The sequence below is a fragment of the Novosphingobium mathurense genome (assembly GCF_900168325.1).
GTDB classification, from domain to species: domain Bacteria; phylum Pseudomonadota; class Alphaproteobacteria; order Sphingomonadales; family Sphingomonadaceae; genus Novosphingobium; species Novosphingobium mathurense.
Map to the genome: position 1 here is coordinate 265,787 of NZ_FVZE01000001.1, position 18,274 is coordinate 284,060.

Below are 18,274 nucleotides of genomic sequence, written 5' to 3' on the forward strand. Positions count from 1 at the left end.
TGGTGAAGGGTATCTTTCCGAAGCCCGAAAAACCGCATGACTGGGCGAAATCGGGCCCCGAGGCCGGTACGGCGTTGATTAACCGGAAATTAGGACCGATCTGCGATCCCACCTCTCGAGACTTTTACTGCGTATCGCAACTTCTCGGGGGACTTTGATTTGCGAGTACTGGCTTTGGCATCGCAGAAGGGCGGTTCCGGCAAGACCACGCTTTCGGGGCATCTTGCCGTTCAGGCCCAACGCGCCGGCGCTGGCCCGGTCGTCCTGATCGACATCGATCCGCAGGGGTCGCTGGCCGATTGGTGGAACGAACGTGAAGCCGAGTTTCCGGCCTTCGCCCAGACGACAGTCGCCCGCCTTGCGAGCGACCTGCAGGTCCTGCGCCAGCAGGGCTTCAAGCTCGCCGTGATCGACACGCCGCCGGCCATCACCATGGCCATCCAGAGCGTGATCTCGGTTGCCGAACTGATCGTCGTTCCGACCCGACCCAGCCCGCACGACCTGCGTGCCGTTGGTGCAACCGTCGACTTGTGCGAACGTTCGGGCAAGCCGCTGATCTTCGTGGTCAACGCGGCAACGCCCAAGGCGCGCATCACGGCAGAGGCCGCCGTCGCCCTTTCGCAGCACGGCACGGTTGCGCCGGTCACGCTGCACCAGCGTACGGACTTTGCGGCTTCGATGATCGATGGCCGCACGGTGATGGAAGTCGATCCCAATGGTCGCTCCTCGCAGGAAGTCACGGCCTTGTGGAACTACGTGGCCGACCGCCTGGAAAAGAACTTCCGCCGCACGGTCTTCTCCGCCCCGGCCAGCGCGCCGATGATCCAGGGCAACCATCGCCCGGTCGGTGGCTTCGGTCGCCGCGTGGCCGGTTCCTGAGGGGAGAGAAGGCATGAGCGAGCCCCGCGATTTCGCCTCGCTCTCGCCGAGGCTTCTTGCCCGCAAGGGCGGTGCCCGGCCGGCGATGCGTCCGCAGGACACCTCCAGGTTCACGGCTGGCGGAATCCCGATCGATCCGCGCAAGATGGACGACCTGGGCTGGAATGATTTCGGTCACGCCCATGGCTGCGAGGATAACGTGGCCCAAGCGCCTGCGCCAAGGCCGGAAAACCGTTTCAGCGCCAATCGTCCGGTCATGGCTCGTCCTGAACAGGCACCGGCGAGGAGCGCGAACGACGCAGGCAACGGACATGAAGTGCCCGAAGTGCTGCGCCAGATCGAACAGCTCGCCCACCGCATGCAACGCAGCGAACCGCCGGCACGGACTTTGCCGGAGGGTCGCCGCGCCGCTTTCACCCTGCGTCTCGATGCGGAACGGCATTTCCGTCTCAAGATGGCCGGCGTGGTTCTCAACCGCAGCGCGCAGGTCCTCGTGACCGAGGCGCTCGACAAGTATCTTTCTGAAATGCCGGAGCTGTTCGCGCTGACCGGCACTGCGCGCAAGCCTAGCTGAAGCAGGCAGAGGGGGGCAGAACAATGCGAGGTTTCGAAAACCGGACCCGGACGACTGGGCTTGCCGTATGCTCGGCGATGGCGGTTGTCATGCTTTCGGGCTGCGCCGGCCAGTCGCCGTTTGCATCGAGCGCCAGTGCGCCTGTGGCGCGCGGCCTCAACGACGCTGGTTCCGGAGCCGCGGTGGCGCGTGCCGAAAAGCGCGTCGCCCGTTCGCCCGAAAGCGCGTCCGCGCGCACCGAACTGGCGCAGGCTTACCTTTCGGCGGGACGTTTCGACTCGGCTGCGACCACGTTCGAGGATGCCGTCACGCTGGGCGGGGATAACGCCCGCATTGGTCTCGGTATGGCGCTGGCCTACATCGGCGCAGGCCGCAATGCCGAGGCGATCTCGGTTCTGGGCCGCTGGCGCAACGATATTCCGGCAAGCGACTTCGGCCTTGCCCTTGCCCTCGCCGGACAGCCCGAAATGGGCGTCGCCGTGCTGACCGACGCGGCTCGCAGCGAGGACGACAACAACGTCAAGACCCGGCAGAACCTCGCCTATGCCTATGCCCTTCAGGGACAGTGGATGCAGGCGCGGTTGATCGCGGGGCAGGATGTTCCGGCAGACCAGCTCGATGCGCGTCTGAGCGATTGGGCTTCGAAGGCCCGCCCCGATGCGTCGCGAGCCCGCGTCGCCGGCCTGCTTGGCGCACCGCTGCGCGCAGACCCGGGGCAGCCAACCGCGCTGGCACTGGGCAACAAGGAAGATGCAGCCCGGCTTGCACGTACCGATATTCCGACTCCTGCCTTTGGTCAGGCGCCCGCCGGTGAACTGCCGCCGGTGAAGACGGGCGAGAGCTTCTGGGGTGGTTCCGATCAGGCCGATCCGGCTCCGGCACCGGCCGCGCGTCCGGTTGAGCGGGCTTCGCTTGCTGCCGTCAACGAGGTTGTCGAACAACACGTCGAGACTGGGCCCTCCAACCGTTTCGTTGCCAAGCCGGTGATTCAGAAGGTCGCCAAGAGCGAAAGCAATTTCCAGGCGACTTTCGAACGGATGTCGACCGAGAAGATCGCCCAGCCCGAAAAGGCCAAGTCGAGCCGGACCGAAATCCAGACCCATCTCGTGCAATTGGGATCGTTCCAGTCTCGCGAAGGGGCCGAGCGAGCCTGGGGCATCTTCGTGAAGCGCAATCCTTCACTGAAGGATCACACCATGCGCATCACCGAAGCCGTCGTGAACGGCGCGCGCTACTACCGCGTGGCCGCTGAAGGCTTCGACCGGGCATCGGCGCATTCGCTGTGCTCTTCGGTCAGGAACCGCGGTGACGGTTGCCTGGCCTATTCCGAATCGCAATCGCTGCCCGGCGCCCTGCCGAAGGGCGGCGCCGTAGGAGCCCCGCTGCGCGCGCGGCGCTGAAGTCTCCTACCCAAATAGTTCCATGTGAACCTTGCAGGCCTTCGTCTTCGGACGAAGGCCTCTTTTTTTGCCCCGCTCGCCTGCCGGCGGCAGGCGATAGCGCAGGCATCCATTTTTTTCAGATGGGGGCTTGGATGGCCTTAGGCGGAGGGCTTCTTTGCCTTTACGGCAACGCCGCCCTTGAACAGCGCCAGTACACGGCCCTGCATCGGTTGCTTGTCGAACGGGGTATTGCCTGCCGCGGCCGCCATTTCGTCCGAATCGACGATCCATGGACGGTCCGGGTCGATCACGGCGATGTCCGCTTCCATGCCCTCGGCAAGGCGTCCGGCATCGACGCCCAGCAGTTTTGCGGGATTGGCGGACAGCAGCTCGAAAGCCCGGTTCATAGAGATCACGCCGTCGCGAACGAGCGTCATCGTCAGCGGCAGGAGCGTCTCCGAACCGGCCATGCCCGGCGCCGAATCGGTATAGGGCAGGCGCTTGTCCTCGGGACCGCGCGGATCGTGGCCCGAACCGATCATGTCGATGGTGCCGTCGGCAATGGCGGCGATCACGGCCTTGCGATCATCCTCGGAGCGCAGCGGCGGCGAGAGATGCGCGAAAGTCCGGAAGTTCGCGAGGGCCAGGTCCGAAAGCATGAAATAGGCCGGGCTGACGCCTGCGGTGACTTTCGCACCGCGATCCTTGGCGCGGCGCACGAGGTCGAGGCCGGCTGCCGTTGTCACCTTGCGGAAGTGGATCTTTGCGCCGGCTAGTTCGGCCAGGGCGATGTCGCGTGCGATTGCCAGGGCTTCGGCTTCGGCAGGAGCGCTGGGCAGGCCGAGGCGCGTCGCCATTTCGCCGGCGGTCGCGACGGCCTTGCCGACGAGGCCGGAGTCCTCGGCGTGGGTCACCACGACCATGTCGAGCATGCCGGCATACTGGAGCAGGCGCAGCATCGTGCCCGAATCGCGGATCCAGCTGCGCCCCGTGGCGACGGCGCGCGCGCCGGCGTCACGCATCAGGGCGATCTCGGCCAGCGATTCGCCTTCGAGGTTCTTGGTCGCGGCCGCGAGGGGGTGGACCCAGAAATCCGGTTTGCCCGATTGCGCGGCGAAGCGCACCCGCGCCGGCACGTCGAGCGGCGGGTCCTGATCGGGCATCAGCGCCGCGCGGGTGACTCCGCCAAAGTGGAACGCGGGCTTGTCGATCGAGAAGACCGCAAGGTCGACAAGCCCGGGTGTGACCAGCTTGCCGCGCGCTTCGTGAACCACGTCGCCCGCCTGCGGGGAGACATCGCCAATAGCGGTGATGAAGCCGCCTTCGCAGCGGATATTGCCGGCCTCGATCCGCCCGTCGGGAAGGACCAGCTTGCCGCCGGTGACGGTCAGGGGTGCGTGTATGCTCATGCCCAGCCCTCCAGTCCGCGCGCTTTTCGGGTCAGCACGTCGAGGCAGGCCATGCGAATCGCCACGCCCATTTCGACCTGTGTGGTGATGAGCGAACGGTCGGCGAGGTCGGCGACATTGCTGTCGATCTCGATGCCGCGGTTCATCGGGCCCGGGTGCATGACGAGGGCATTGCTTTCTGCCTTGGCGAGGCGCTCCAGCGAAAGGCCGTAGAGGTGGCGGTATTCGCGCGGGGAGGGGATGAACTGGCCCTGCATGCGCTCCATCTGGAGGCGCAGCATCATGACTACGTCGGCGTTGCGCAGGGCCGCATCGAAATCGTGGAAGACCTGGACGTTCATCCGTTCGATGTCGGCAGGCATCAGGGCCGGGGGCGCGCAGACCCGCACTTCGGCACCGAGCGAGGTGAGACACAGGATGTTCGAGCGGGCGACTCGGCTGTGCAGGATGTCGCCGCAGATGGTGACGCGCAGGCCATTGAAGGCGCGCTTGGCCTGGCGAATCGTCAGCGCGTCGAGCAGGGCCTGCGTGGGATGCTCGTGCTGGCCGTCACCGGCGTTGATGACGGGGCAGTCCACCTTGTCCGCGATCAGCTGGACTGCGCCCGAGCTGCCGTGGCGGATCGCGATGGCATCGGCGCGCATGGCATTGAGCGTCATCGCCGTGTCGATCAGGGTTTCGCCCTTCTTCACGCTCGATGTCGCCACGGCCATGTTGACGACGTCGGCGCCCAGACGCTTGCCCGCGATCTCGAAGCTGAGCAGCGTGCGCGTCGAGTTCTCGAAGAAGGCGTTGATGATCGTCAGGCCGGAGAGCAGGTCCCGCCGCTTCTGGGCGTGGCGGTTCAACTCCACCCACTGCTGCGCCTCGTCGAGGAGGAACATGATCTCATGCGGGGCGAGGCCCGCGATGCCTACGAGGCCGCGGTGCGGGAAGGCGGCGCTGCCTTCCGGGTAAGTGAATTCTGGCGATGTCATTGAAGACGATGCCTTAGGCATGCCTGCTCCCCGGCTCAAGCCGATTCGACCCGGCGATGCACGATGTCCCCAGCCACTGCTTTGCACTGCGCCCCGGCGCAGGTATGGGTGCCGGCGGAAAGGCAGGTAATTTCATGCAATTCGCGCGCAAGGTCTGGAAGCTGCTGGTAGCCTTCAAGGATGCACTGGCCCTGCTTTTCCTGCTGCTGTTTTTCGGGCTGATCTATGGTGCGCTGGCGTCGCGACCGACGCCGGGGCGCGTCGTCGACGGCGCGCTGCTGCTCGATCTCGATGGAGTCGTCGTCGAGGAGCGCAGTGAAGTCAGCCCCTTGCGGCTCCTGCTGTCTGCCGAGGCCCCGGCCGGTGAATATCAGGCCCGCGACGTCGAACGGGCCCTGCGCGGCGCTGTCAGGGACGGTCACGTCAAGGCCGTGGTGTTGGACCTCTCCCGCTTTCTGGGCGGCGGCATGGTTCACATGCAGGAAATCGGCAAGGCGCTCGACGCGGTGCGCGCGGCCGGAAAGCCGGTGCTGACGTTCGCCAATGCCTATGCCGATGACGGAGTGCTGCTCGCTGCCCACGCCAGCGAAGTCTGGGTCGATCCGATGGGCGGGGCCTTCGTGGCCGGGCCCGGCGGCACCCAGACCTATTACAAGGGCCTGTTCGACCGCTTCAAGGTAAACGCCCACGTCTACCGCGCCGGAACCTATAAGAGTTACGTCGAGCCCTACATCCGCAGCGACATGTCGCCTGCCGCACGCGAAGCCAGCGAAGATCTCTATGGCTCGATCTGGGCGACGTGGAAGGCCGACGTGAAGAAGGTGCGTCCCAAGTCGAAGGTAGAGCAGGTGGCCGGTGATCCCATGGCTTGGGTCGAAGCTTCGAAGGGGGATTTCGCGCAAGGGGCCAAGTCCGCCGGTATTGTCGACCGCATCGGCGACAAGACCGAATTCGAAAGGCGCGTTGCCGAAATCGCCGGCGATGGGCCGGGCGGCGATGGTCCCGCCTATGCCCATACCCGTCTCGACACATGGCTGGCGGCGAATCCCGCCAAGGCAGAGGGCGCCAGCATCGGTGTCATCACCATTGCCGGGGAGATCGTCGATGGCGAGGCCGGGCCGGGCAAGGCCGGGGGCGACCGCATCGCCAAGTTGCTCGACGACAACATCGACGAGGGCTTCAAGGCGCTTGTCGTGCGAGTCGATTCGCCGGGCGGCTCGGTCATGGCGGCAGAGCGTATCCGCCGTGCCATCGAGCGCTACAAGGCACGCAAGATCCCGGTTGTGGTCTCGATGGCCAACATGGCCGCGAGCGGCGGCTACTGGGTGTCCACGCCGGCAGAGCGGATCTTCGCCGAGCCGGGAACTGTTACCGGCTCGATCGGCGTCTTTGCTGTCGTCACCAGCTTCGAGAAGACGCTGGCCGACTTCGGGGTAACCAGCGACGGTGTGCGCACGACGCCGCTATCCGGGCAGCCCGACATCCTCGGCGGCTTCACGCCCGAGGTGGAGCGCATGCTCCAGGCATCGGTCGACAACATCTACGGCAAGTTTCTTGGAGTCGTTGCAAAGTCGCGCAAGACCACGCCGGAACGGATCGACCGGGTCGCACAGGGGCGCGTCTGGCCGGGGGCCGAAGCGAAGGAGCTGGGGCTGGTCGACGAGATGGGAAATCTCGACGTCGCACTGGCCTATGCGGCAAAGCAGGGCGGGGTAGGCAACGGAAAGTGGCACGCGCAGTACCTCGGCGCGAAGGAAGGCCGTTTCGAATCGATGTTGCGCAGCATGCTCGCCGGACCCGGCGACGGTGAAGCGGTCTATGACCTGACCGGCCTTGTCGCCGCGCGTCAGGAGGCCCAGACAAGGCGGATCGCAGCGCAATTCGCCAACCTCATGGGAAGTCGCGGCGCGCAGGCCTATTGCCTCGATTGCCCCGACCTGCCGGCGATCGGCGATCCCCGCGAAGCGGGCAACGGGCTGTCGCTGGCGGCCAGGCTGGCGGCTCTCGCAGGGCTGAAATAGGCCCGGTTCCGGGCCGCTCAGGCGGGGTTCATTCCTGCGGCGGCATTTCTTCGGGGCCGACGTCCGGCTGGTCGAAATCCGGCGAGTAGGGCGGGGCTTCCGCAGGCTGGCCGGGGTCGTTGGGTTCTGCCGGCGGAACCGGGGTTTCGGGCGGATTGTTCGCGGGGACGTCCCCGGGCTGCGTCGCCATGGATACCTCTCTCGTGCTGTTCGAACCCAACGTGGGGCCGAACGGATCGCCCTGCAAGGGATCATGACGAGTCGCGACGCTTGCCCTTTTCCGCGCGTGCTTATAAGGGCACGTCCCTTGAGTTTCAGGCTTCATCCGAATGCGGGCGTGGCGGAACTGGTAGACGCGCTGGTTTTAGGTACCAGTATCGAAAGATGTGGGGGTTCGAGTCCCTTCGCCCGCACCAGTTTCGCCGCGGTGAGAGGATGAAGCGAGAGAGTCGGTCGCGAGAGCGACCACAAGGATTGCACAGGAAGGCATCGAAATGCAGATCGTCGAAACCACTAACGAGGGACTGAAGCGCGCCTACACGGTGACCATCCCCGCCAAGGATATTTCCGCTCGCGTCGAGGGCGAGATCAAGAAGATCGCGCCGCAGGTGCGCATGCCCGGCTTCCGCCCCGGCAAGGTTCCTGCGAACCTCGTCAAGAAGATGCACGGCGAGGCGATTCACCGCGAAGCGCTCAACACCACCATTCGCGAAGCGATGGACAAGCTCGTTGCCGACAATGCGCTGCGCCCGGCCATGAACCCGGACGTGGCTCTGGGCGAGGGCTATGAGCAGGGCAAGGACGCCGAGCTCACCGTCAGCCTGGAAGTGCTCCCGGTCATCGCAGCACCGGCCATCGACGGCCTGAAGCTCGAAAAACTGATCGTTCCGGTTGCCGAATCGGCGGTCGACGAAGCGGTTGAGCGCATCGCCTCGCAACAGCAGCGTTTCGAGACCAAGGACGGTGCGGCAGAAGACGGCGACCAGGTAATCATCGACTTCACCGGCAAGCTCGACGGCGTCGAGTTCGAAGGCGGCAAGGCCGAGAAGGCCCCGCTGGTGATCGGCTCGGGCCGTTTCATCCCCGGCTTCGAAGAACAGCTCGTCGGCATCAAGGCCGGTGACGAGCGCACCATCACCGTGACCTTCCCCGAGGACTACCAGGCCGAAAACCTGAAGGGCAAGGAAACCACCTTCGACATCGTCGCACACGAAGTGAAGGCTCCGGCCGAAACCAAGATCGACGACGATTTCGCCAAGGAACTGGGCCTTGAGGGTCTCGACCAGCTCAAGGAACTGCTGAAGGGCCAGCTCGAGCAGGAAACTGCCGGCCTTACCCGCACCGCCATGAAGCGCTCGCTGCTCGACCAGCTAGCCGCCGGCCACGACTTCGACGTGCCGCCGACGATGGTCGAGGCCGAGTTCAGCCAGATATGGCAGCAGCTCACCCATGAAGCCAGCCACGAGGAAGATCCCGAGGCCGCGCTGAAGGAAATCGAGGCCGAGAAGGACGACTATCGCAAGATCGCCGAGCGCCGTGTGCGCCTGGGTCTGCTCCTGTCGGAAATCGGCCAGACCAACGGCGTCGAGGTTTCGCAGCAGGAAATGTCGATGCTGGTTTCGCAGGCGGCGCAGCAGTACCGCCCCGAAGACCGTCAGCGTTTCATGGAATACGTCGCCAACGACCCGATGATGGCCGCCCAGCTGCGCGCGCCCCTCTATGAGGACAAGGTCGTCGACTTCCTCATCGAGAAGGCCGAAGTCACCGAGCGTGAAGTGACCCGCGACGAACTGCAGGCTGCGATCGAAGCCGACACCGACGAAGCGACCGCGAATAAGCCGGCCGCGAAGAAGGCCCCGGCGAAGAAGGCTGCTGCCAAGAAGGCCGATGCCGCCGACGAGGGCGAGGCCGAAGCGTCTGCCGCCAAGAAGGCTCCGGCGAAGAAGGCCGCTACCAAGAAGGCCGACGACGCCGACGTGGAAGAAGCCGATAAGCCGGCTGCCAAGAAGGCTCCGGCGAAGAAGGCTCCGGCCAAGAAGGCTGAAGCTGCCGAAGAAGGCGAGGCCAAGCCTGCTGCCAAGAAGCCTGCTGCCAAGAAGGCTCCGGCCAAGAAGGCTGCCGAGAAGACCGAAGACTGATCCCGGTCGGTGCTTTGCGATTGACGGCCCGGTGTGCTCTGGCACGCCGGGCCGTTGTCGCATCCCGGTCTCTGCCGGATTTGAGGTATCGCTGAAACAATTGTCCCATTCCGGATGTCGATTGATCGGTTAATCCCCTTGAACATCGGCAAACGGCACGCGACATAGACGGTCCAACCAGAAGAGGACTCCCATGCTCGACCTGTTTGGCGCCTCGGGCGCCCAAGGAAAGTTCACCACCGATCCCGTGACCGGCGCTCTTGTGCCCATGGTCGTCGAGCAGACCAGTCGCGGTGAGCGCAGCTTCGACATCTACTCGCGCCTGCTGCGTGAGCGCATCGTCTTCGTGACCGGTGAGGTCGAGGACCACATGGCCTCGCTCATCGTCGCACAGTTGCTGTTCCTGGAATCGGAAAATCCCTCGAAGGATATCTCGATGTACATCAACTCGCCGGGCGGTGTCGTCACGGCGGGCATGGCGATCCATGACACCATGCAGTACATCAAGCCGCGCGTTTCGACCGTGTGCATCGGCCAGGCCGCATCGATGGGCAGCTTCCTGCTCGCTGCGGGTGAGCCGGGCATGCGCATCGCGCTGCCCAATGCCCGAATCATGGTGCACCAGCCCTCGGGCGGCGCGCGCGGCATGGCATCGGACATCGAGATCCAGGCGCGTGAAATCCTGCGCATGCGCAAGCGCCTGAACGATCTCTACGTGAAGTACACCGGCAAGTCGCTCGACGAAATCGAGAAGGCGATGGACCGCGATACCTTCCTCGAAGCCGAGGAAGCGCTGGCCTTCGGTCTCGTCGACAAGGTTTTCGAAACGCGGCCTGATGCGGAGAAGACGGCCGAAGGATGATGCGGCAGGGTGAATGGCGATACGCGGTGTTAGCCATTTAGCCAGTCTCAACGAATTCGGCCTAGGATTGCAAAACCGGCCCCCCGCAGAGTAGACTAATCGAGTCGCCTCAAACGGGGGCCAAAGACGGAAAATGACGAAATTGAGCGGATCTGACGCGAAAAGCACCCTTTACTGCAGCTTCTGCGGCAAGTCGCAGCACGAAGTGCGCAAGCTGATCGCGGGACCCACGGTCTTTATCTGTGACGAATGCGTCGAGCTCTGCAACGACATCATTCGTGAGGAAACCAAGGCCGGGATCGCGGGCAAGAAGGATGGCGGCGTGCCGTCTCCCCGCGAAATCTGCGAGACGCTTAACGACTACGTGATCGGCCAAGACCGCGCCAAGCGCGTGCTGTCGGTGGCGGTGCACAACCACTACAAGCGCCTCAAGCACAGCGGCAAGCAGGGCGACGTCGAGCTGTCGAAGTCGAACATTCTGCTGGTCGGCCCGACCGGTTCCGGCAAGACGCTGCTGGCGCAGACTCTGGCCAAGACGTTCGACGTGCCCTTCACGATGGCCGATGCCACCACGCTGACCGAAGCCGGTTACGTGGGCGAGGACGTGGAAAACATCATCCTCAAGCTGCTCCAGGCTTCCGACTATAACGTCGAGAAGGCGCAGCACGGCATCGTCTACATCGACGAGATCGACAAGATCAGCCGCAAGGCCGAGAACCCGTCGATCACGCGTGACGTTTCGGGCGAGGGCGTGCAGCAGGCACTGCTCAAGCTGATGGAAGGCACCACCGCTTCGGTCCCGCCGCAGGGCGGCCGCAAGCACCCGCAGCAGGAATTCCTGCAGGTGGACACGACCAACATCCTGTTCATCTGCGGCGGCGCCTTCGCGGGCCTCGAAAAGATCATCGCCGACCGCCTGCAGAAGCGTTCGATCGGCTTCGGTGCACACGTCGCCGATCCCGACAAGCGCCGCGTGGGCGAGCTCCTGCAGAAGTCGGAGCCAGAAGATCTGCTCAAGTTCGGCCTGATTCCCGAATTCGTCGGCCGTCTGCCGGTCATTGCGACGCTGGAAGATCTCGATATCGCTGCGCTCGTGAAGATCCTCAAGGAGCCGAAGAACGCGCTCATCAAGCAGTACCGCAAGCTTTTCGAGCTTGAGGACGTTGAGCTGACCTTCACCGACGAGGCGCTTGAGGCGATTGCCCAGAGGGCAATCGACCGCAAGACCGGTGCCCGTGGCCTTCGCTCGATCGTCGAGGGTCTGCTGCTCGATACCATGTACGACCTGCCGACCGAGACCGACATCGCCGAAGTCGTGGTCGACAAGGAAGTGGTTGAAGGCCGCAAGGAGCCGGTTCGCGTACTCAAGGGCGACAAGGCCGAAGCCGCGGCCTGAGGTTCAGCGCCGGACAGAACGGAAAAAAGGCCGTCCGCAGCGATGCGGGCGGCCTTTTTCTTTGAGACGCGGTGCTTTGAAAGTCAGATGACTGCTTCGCTTTCCAGGGCACAGGGTGCGTCCGGATCTGTCTCGATCTGGATCGTCGGGTGGCCGATGCCGAACTCGTGTTCGAGGTCGCGACCGAGTTGGCGGAGGAACGCGTCTTCGCGGCTTGCGCCCGGCATGACGAGGTGGGCGGTGAGCGCTGTTTCGGTCGTGCTCATCGGCCAGACATGGAGGTCGTGGACCCGCACGACGCCGGGTTGCCTCTCGAGGAAGGTGCGTACTTTCGCCACGTCGATATGATCGGGTACAGCCAGCATTCCCATACGCAGCGAATCGCGCAGAAGGCCCCAGCTCGACCAGGCGATCACGGCGGTGATAAGCAGGGACGTGATTGGGTCGATCACGGCAAGGCCACTCCCGTAGATTGCCAGGCCGGCCAGCACGACTCCGGCAGAGACCGCCGCGTCAGCCATGAGGTGGATGAAAGCGGCGCGCAGGTTGAGATCGCTCTTGCTGCCCTTGGCGAAAAGCAGGGCGGATAGCGCGTTCACGGCAATGCCGACTGCGGCCACGACGATCATTGTCATCCCGGCCACAGGTGCAGGATCGTTGAATCGCCGGATCGTCTCGACCAGGATCGCGCCGATGGCGACCCAAAGCAGCGCCGCATTGGCGATCGAGGCGAGGATCGAGGAACTCTTCAGGCCGTAAGTGAAGCGTTCCGAAGGCGGCCGGGCGGCCAACACGCTCGCGGCCCATGCCAGCATTAGCGAGAGCACGTCCGAGAGGTTGTGCCCGGCATCGGCCAGCAGTGCCATCGAGCCGCTGAACAGCCCTGCGACGACTTCAGCGATGACGAAACCGACATTGAGCGCGACGGCAATGGCGAAAGCCGTGTTGGCGTTGCCGGGCAGCGGCGGAGCGTGATGGTGGTGCCCGTGGCTATGCCCGTGACCATGGGAATGGTCGTGCCCGTGATGATGTCCGCTGCCCATGGCTGATTTCATCGCACGTGCGGGCAAGGGCCAGCAAGCTATGAAGTATCATCACATGTCATTCTATTTCATGGGAAATTTTGAACGGATGCAGGAGTGGCTTGGGGCGTGACATTTATGCCGCAATGCGGAAATGAAGTCCATGAATTAACGCATTGATAAATAGAGATTATCTGAATTTGTGACAATTTTGCATTATTTTAGCATTCCATAAATTGCCGAAGAGCGATCTAAAATGCACATAGATCGTCAGAAAGTTGTCATCTGGCGCTGCTTTTAGCGGCTGCAGCAATTCGGACGCGGGCTTCTTCCATCCGCGGCTTTGCTTGTCACACTAACCAGTTCTCAAGGGGCTTAGGATGAAGTTCCATTCAGCATTCATGACGGCGACCAGCACGTTGGCGCTTTGCACTTTTTCATTGGCGATTGGGGCCAGCTTGGCCGCAATGCCCGCTTACGCGCAGGAAACCTCTTCCGCGGTCCGCGGCGTCATCAATGGTCCCGCCGGTGTGATCGCCGGTGCGACTGTGAGCATCGTCCACCAGCCTTCAGGCACGAAGCTGGAGACCATGACCGCCGACGATGGCACGTTCGGAGCGAATGGTCTGCGCGTGGGTGGACCGTTCACTGTGACCGTTTCGGCGCCGGGCTACGAAGGCGCCACCATTAACGATCTCTATCTTCAGGCCGGACAGCCCGTCCGCCTTCCGGTGACTCTCGAAGGGCAATCGGAAATCGTGGTCTCGGCGGACTCGCTGATGCCACAGGTCGGACTTACCGATGGCCCCACCACAGCGCTAGGCCGCGAGCAGATCGAGAACGCCGCCTCGATCAATCGCGATATCCGCGATCTTGCGCGGCGCGATCCGCTTGTGACCATGGACCTTACCAACAGCCGTGCCATTGAAATTGCCGGCAACAACGGTCGCCTGAACCGCTTCTCGGTCGACGGCATGCAGATGTCGGACGACTTCGGTCTCAATAACGGTGGTCTGCCTACGAACCGCGGTCCCGTTCCTTATGACGCGATCGAACAGTTCACTGTCAAGGTCGCGCCTTTCGACATTTCCGAAGGCGACATGCAGGGCGGCGCGATTAACGTTGTGCTCCGCTCCGGCGGCAACGCGTTCCATGGCGGCGGCTTCTTCAGCTACACCGATGATGGCCTGACCGGCAGCAAGAGCGGCAAGGCTGACGTCAGTCTCGACTTCGATTCCAAGCAGTACGGCGGTTGGCTCTCGGGTCCGCTTGTGAAGGACACGCTGTTCTTTATGATGGCCTATGAGCGCACCAAGGAAGGACAGCCACTCGATGCTGGCTTCGGGCCGGGCTTTTCCAGCCAGGTTCCAGGTCTCACGCAAGACCTGATCGACGACGTGAGCAGCATCGCGAAAAGCCGCTATGGCTACGATACGATGGGTCTGATCTCGACGACGAACGAGAAGGACGAAAAGATTGTTGGCAAGCTGGATTGGAACATCAACAGCAGCCAGCGCGCATCGCTGACGTACATTCGCAATCTTGGTTCCAATCAGTTCCAGCAGAACACCTACCTGACCTCGCCTTTCGCGCTGGGCTTCCAATCCAATGGCTACGAACTCAAGGAAGAGGTCAACTCCGGGACGTTCGAACTGAACTCGACTTGGTCGGATGCGTTTTCGACGACGTTTCGTGCCTCATATCGCGACTACAACCGTTCGCAGACTCCGTTCGGCGGTCGCAATTTTCCGCAGATGGAAGTCTGTCTCGATCCCACCTCGATCAATACGAAGACCAACTCGAACACGTCCTGCGGTTCGACGCGCCTGTTCTTCGGTCCTGACGTCAGTCGCCAGTCCAATGCGCTGAATACCGAGAACCTCTCCATCGACTTCACCGCGCGTTTGCAGCTCGGCGATCACTCGCTGCGCTACATGGCCGGCTTCACCAAGGTCGATACGTTCAACCTCTTCCTGCAACGCTCGCTGGGTGACTTTTACTTCGATTCGCTTGAGGATTTCCGTAACGGGAATGTTAGCCGTATTCGCTACGCCAGCGCTGTGCCGTCAAACAACCCGAACGATGCGGCGGCGTCCTTTAGCACGACGAACTGGACGGTGGGCTTGCAGGACGACTGGCAGGTCACGAACAGTCTCGCACTGACCGCGGGCGTACGGTACGACCTGTTCGGCAACGACGTCCGTCCGCCGCTGAACAGCAATTTCCTTGATCGGGCCGGTTTCACTAATCGCCAGACCTTCAACGGCCTGGGCGTGATCCAACCGCGCGCCGCCTTCAGCTGGAATGCGAACGACCGTCTCGTGGTGCGCGGTGGCATCGGGGTGTTCGCCGGCGGTACGCCGGACGTGTTCCTGTCGAACGTGTTCTCGAACACCGGGCAGCTCACCAATTCGGTCGACATCACCTCGCTCAACTGCGGTTCGCGCGGCAATACCTGCGGTGCGTTCACTAACGTCACCGGCGGCACGATCGACTCCAGCATCATCAATTACCTGACCAGCAACACGAGCTCGCTCGCGGCGGCGCCGACCGACGTGATCGATCCGAACATCAAGCTGGCCCGTAAGATGAAGGTCACCCTCTCGGCCGATTACGAAGCGGACCTCGGGCCGCTAGGCGATGGTTGGCTTTTCGGGGCGCAGTTCCTCTACGACAAGACATTGCAGGGCTACATGTGGACCGATCTTCGCTCGGTGCAGGTGGGTACTTTGCCCGATGGTCGCCCGATGTACGGTCCGATCAATGGCGTCGCGACCACCAACCGCGACCTGATGCTGACCAACACCACTGACGGTCGCGGCATCTTCGGTACGTTCCGCGTCGAAAAGCGGCTTGGCGATTTCACTCTGAGTGGCAGTTACACGCGTTCGGACGTGAAGGACCGTTCCGCCCTGACTTCGTCGACTTCGTCGTCGAACTACGGGAACAACGCCTTCGTAGACCCGAATTTGCCTGCCTATGGCCGGTCGATCTACGAATACCGCGACCAGTGGAAGTTCGGCTTTAATTTCGATCATGCCTTCTTTGGCGATAACAAGACCAGCATCGGGCTGTTCGGCGAATATCGCTCGGGCCGTCCCTATAGCTTGACCATGCGTGACAACACCGGCACGCGCGGCACCGTGTTCGGCACGGTCGGAAACCTGAGCAACATGCTGCTTTATGTTCCGACCGCGGGAGGCGACCCGCTTGTGCAGTTCGACTCGGCAGCCAGCGAGTCTGCCTTCAACCAGCTCGTTTCGGATCTCGGCATCGAGAAGTTCCGCGGCGGCATCATCTCGAAGAACAGCCAGACGTCGCCCGATTTCTTCAAGATCGACTTGCACTTCGGCCAAGTGCTCCCGCTGCCGGTCGTTTCGGGTGGCAAGTTCGAGCTGTTCGCCGACATCGAGAACGTGCTCAATATGATCAACAAGGACTGGGGCGCGCTCCGCCAGGTTCAATTCCCATACAATTCCAACCTGGTTCGCGTGACTTGCGCCCAGGCCAGTGGCGGAAACTGCACGAAGTATCAGTATAGCAACGTGCTGGCTCCGAACGAAGTGCTGCAGACGCGCCAGTCGCTCTACGGTGTGCGGATCGGTGCCCGCATCAAGTTCTGATATCATCGATCGAGCAGAGAAAATGGAAAGGGAGGGGCCGAAAGGTCCCTCCCTTTTCTCGTATCGATAGCAGCTTGCCGACAATCTCCTGCGGGGCAACCGCGATCAGGCAGTAGGCGCCGAGCCTCTGGGTCTTACTGGTAGACGCAGGCGTCGTAGCCGTCGCGCTTCACGGTGCCGATGCGCGCGGCGATCGTGTTGCCGTAGCGGCGGGTGAAGCCCGAGGGGCTTTTGACTGCGCGGGTTTTGGGGCTGGGCAGGGCGGCTGCCATGCGTGCCGCTTCGGTTGGGGTCAGGTTGGCTGCGGACTTGCCGAAATAGCGCTGGGAGCCAGCCTCGACGCCGTAAGTGCCGATGCCGGTTTCCGCGACGTTGAGGTAGACTTCCATGATCCGGCGCTTGTCCCACAGGTTTTCGATCAGAAAAGTGAACCAGACTTCCAGGCCCTTGCGCAGGTAGCGGGTCCAGCCTTCGCCCTGCCAAAGAAACACGTTCTTGGCGGTCTGCTGGCTGATCGTCGAACCTCCGCGCAGACGACCGCCGCGGGCATTGCGCTCTATCGCCTTCTCGATCGCCTCGGTGTCGAAGCCGCTGTGGCTGCAGAACTTGCCGTCCTCTCCCGCGACGACTGCGGCAACCATGTTGCGGTCAATCCGGCTCAGCGGTTCCCAGTCCTTGGTGATGCCGTTGCCGTCCATCACCATGGTGACGGTGACCGGCGGCGGCACGAACCGGTAGAGGACAGTGAGACCCACGCTGATGGCGACGAACCAGACGATGGTTTTGGCAAGGATGCGCAGCAAGGGAGAAGGGCTCCGGAGATCAGGTTGGACGGCCCACTGGCGAATGCGTCGTGGGCCCGGTGATCTACTAGCGATCTTGTAGCTGCCGGAAAAGCGCTCCGCTGGACAGGTGCCCGACACCCCAAGATGGCAGATAGGAAAAAGGCCGGGCCTACCCCCTTTGGGTTGGCCCGGCCTCTTGTCCGGCTTGCGGTTGGCCTGAAGTCAGGCCACCTGCGGTCAGGTTGCCGGCATGAGGCGCTTTTCACCGGCAATCCGGTTCATCGCCTTCTGCAGCTTTTCGAAGGCACGAACTTCGATCTGGCGCACGCGCTCGCGGCTGACGTGGTAGACTTGGCTCAGCTCCTCGAGCGTCTTGGGGTCGTCCGTCAGGCGACGTTCGGTGAGAATGTCGCGTTCGCGGTCGTTGAGCGAATCCATCGCTTCGACCAGCATTTCGTGGCGGACCGAAGCTTCCTCGGCGTCGGCAACGGTTTCGTCTTGCAGCGGGCGGTCATCCGCGAGGATGTCCATCCACTGGCCTTCGCCTTCCTCGCGCAAGGAGACGTTGAGCGAGGCATCGCCGCCCATCATCATGCGCCGGTTCATGTTGACGACTTCGGTTTCCGACACGCCCAGGGTCGTTGCGATCTTGGCAACGTCGTCCGGGTGGAGGTCGGTATCCTCGTAGGCGTCGAGGTTCTTCTTCATCCGGCGCAGGTTGAAGAACAGCTTCTTCTGCGCGGCGGTGGTGCCCATCTTCACGAGGCTCCACGAGCGCAGGATGAACTCCTGTATCGAGGCCTTGATCCACCACATCGCGTAAGTCGCGAGGCGGAAACCCCGATCGGGTTCGAATTTCTTCACGCCCTGCATCAGGCCGATGTTGCCCTCGGAAATCAGTTCCGAAACGGGCAGGCCATAGCCGCGGTAGCCCATCGCGATCTTCGCGACGAGACGCAGGTGGCTGGTTACGAGTTGGGCGGCAGCCTCCGGATCCTCATGTTCCTTGTAGCGCTTGGCGAGCATGTATTCCTGCTCGGGGGCAAGTACCGGGAACTTGCGAATCTCGCTCATGTAGCGGTTGAGGCTTTGCTCACCGCCCAGAGTCGGCACAGCCGGGAGATTGCGTTCGTTGTTGCTCACGTTCATCCGTCCTTTCCGGTCGGCCATCGGTCAAAGACCCTTGCTAGGCGTCTTAGCTTGCGG

Annotated in this window: 14 protein-coding genes and 1 tRNA gene; 9 read left to right on the top strand and 6 right to left on the bottom strand. The window is 62.9% G+C overall.

Going from position 1 to position 18,274, the window contains the following annotated elements; genetic code table 11:
• Window positions 1–159: 159 nt before the first annotated feature.
• The 3 genes from B5483_RS01370 to B5483_RS01380 all read left to right on the top strand — a co-directional run bounded on the left by B5483_RS01370 (window position 160) and on the right by B5483_RS01380 (window position 2,853).
• Entirely contained in the window at window positions 160–879 is a 720-nt protein-coding gene (locus B5483_RS01370) for a ParA family protein (RefSeq protein WP_054947883.1), read from the top strand.
• A gap of 13 nt (window positions 880–892) precedes the next feature.
• Window positions 893–1,453 (top strand): hypothetical protein, encoded by a 561-nt coding sequence (locus B5483_RS01375; RefSeq protein ID WP_079729252.1) that lies wholly within the window; start codon window positions 893–895, stop codon window positions 1,451–1,453.
• Window positions 1,454–1,530: 77 nt separating this feature from the next.
• Window positions 1,531–2,853, top strand: coding sequence for a tetratricopeptide repeat protein (locus B5483_RS01380; RefSeq protein WP_245828777.1), 1,323 nt, complete (start codon window positions 1,531–1,533; stop codon window positions 2,851–2,853).
• A gap of 140 nt (window positions 2,854–2,993) precedes the next feature.
• Here B5483_RS01380 and B5483_RS01385 read toward each other — a convergent pair whose 3' ends face one another.
• The gene (locus B5483_RS01385) at window positions 2,994–4,244 is read right to left on the bottom strand and encodes a dihydroorotase (protein ID WP_054947880.1); all 1,251 of its coding nucleotides are present in this window, start codon (window positions 4,242–4,244) and stop codon (window positions 2,994–2,996) included.
• The gene (locus tag B5483_RS01390; RefSeq protein WP_079729255.1) at window positions 4,241–5,221 is read right to left on the bottom strand and encodes an aspartate carbamoyltransferase catalytic subunit; all 981 of its coding nucleotides are present in this window, start codon (window positions 5,219–5,221) and stop codon (window positions 4,241–4,243) included. The genes B5483_RS01385 and B5483_RS01390 overlap by 4 nt, the downstream gene beginning before the upstream one ends.
• Window positions 5,222–5,355: 134 nt before the next feature.
• Between B5483_RS01390 and sppA the strand changes: the two genes are divergently transcribed.
• On the top strand, window positions 5,356–7,242 hold the full coding sequence (gene sppA, locus B5483_RS01395) for a signal peptide peptidase SppA (RefSeq protein ID WP_079729828.1): 1,887 nt from the start codon (window positions 5,356–5,358) through the stop codon (window positions 7,240–7,242).
• A gap of 28 nt (window positions 7,243–7,270) precedes the next feature.
• On the opposite strand, the gene B5483_RS23095 is transcribed toward sppA, so the two are convergent.
• The gene (locus tag B5483_RS23095; protein ID WP_176167931.1) at window positions 7,271–7,432 is read right to left on the bottom strand and encodes a hypothetical protein; all 162 of its coding nucleotides are present in this window, start codon (window positions 7,430–7,432) and stop codon (window positions 7,271–7,273) included.
• A 141-nt stretch (window positions 7,433–7,573) separates the two neighbouring features.
• On the opposite strand from B5483_RS23095, the gene B5483_RS01400 reads away from it, so the two are divergent.
• The 4 genes from B5483_RS01400 (at window position 7,574) to clpX (ending at window position 11,638) form a co-directional block, all read left to right on the top strand.
• Window positions 7,574–7,658: transfer RNA gene (locus B5483_RS01400), tRNA-Leu, on the top strand.
• 78 nt (window positions 7,659–7,736) lie between these two features.
• Complete coding sequence (gene tig / locus B5483_RS01405; RefSeq protein ID WP_079729257.1) at window positions 7,737–9,380, top strand: trigger factor; 1,644 nt, start codon at window positions 7,737–7,739, stop codon at window positions 9,378–9,380.
• 193 nt (window positions 9,381–9,573) lie between these two features.
• Window positions 9,574–10,242, top strand: a complete 669-nt coding sequence (clpP, locus tag B5483_RS01410) for an ATP-dependent Clp endopeptidase proteolytic subunit ClpP (protein WP_054946451.1) — start codon at window positions 9,574–9,576, stop codon at window positions 10,240–10,242.
• A 133-nt stretch (window positions 10,243–10,375) separates the two neighbouring features.
• The gene (clpX, locus tag B5483_RS01415; RefSeq protein ID WP_054946450.1) at window positions 10,376–11,638 is read left to right on the top strand and encodes an ATP-dependent Clp protease ATP-binding subunit ClpX; all 1,263 of its coding nucleotides are present in this window, start codon (window positions 10,376–10,378) and stop codon (window positions 11,636–11,638) included.
• 83 nt (window positions 11,639–11,721) lie between these two features.
• On the opposite strand, the gene B5483_RS01420 is transcribed toward clpX, so the two are convergent.
• Window positions 11,722–12,681 carry a cation diffusion facilitator family transporter gene (locus B5483_RS01420; RefSeq protein WP_079729259.1) on the bottom strand — a complete coding sequence of 320 codons (960 nt, stop codon included), beginning with the start codon at window positions 12,679–12,681 and terminating at the stop codon, window positions 11,722–11,724.
• Between the two features lie 359 nt (window positions 12,682–13,040).
• Between B5483_RS01420 and B5483_RS01425 the strand changes: the two genes are divergently transcribed.
• Window positions 13,041–16,283, top strand: a complete 3,243-nt coding sequence (locus tag B5483_RS01425) for a TonB-dependent receptor (RefSeq protein ID WP_245828779.1) — start codon at window positions 13,041–13,043, stop codon at window positions 16,281–16,283.
• A 134-nt stretch (window positions 16,284–16,417) separates the two neighbouring features.
• On the opposite strand, the gene mtgA is transcribed toward B5483_RS01425, so the two are convergent.
• Both mtgA and rpoH read right to left on the bottom strand, forming a co-directional pair.
• On the bottom strand, window positions 16,418–17,083 hold the full coding sequence (mtgA, locus tag B5483_RS01430) for a monofunctional biosynthetic peptidoglycan transglycosylase (RefSeq protein ID WP_176167961.1): 666 nt from the start codon (window positions 17,081–17,083) through the stop codon (window positions 16,418–16,420).
• Between the two features lie 222 nt (window positions 17,084–17,305).
• Window positions 17,306–18,217 (bottom strand): RNA polymerase sigma factor RpoH, encoded by a 912-nt coding sequence (rpoH, locus tag B5483_RS01435; RefSeq protein ID WP_054946446.1) that lies wholly within the window; start codon window positions 18,215–18,217, stop codon window positions 17,306–17,308.
• Window positions 18,218–18,274 lie beyond the last annotated feature (57 nt).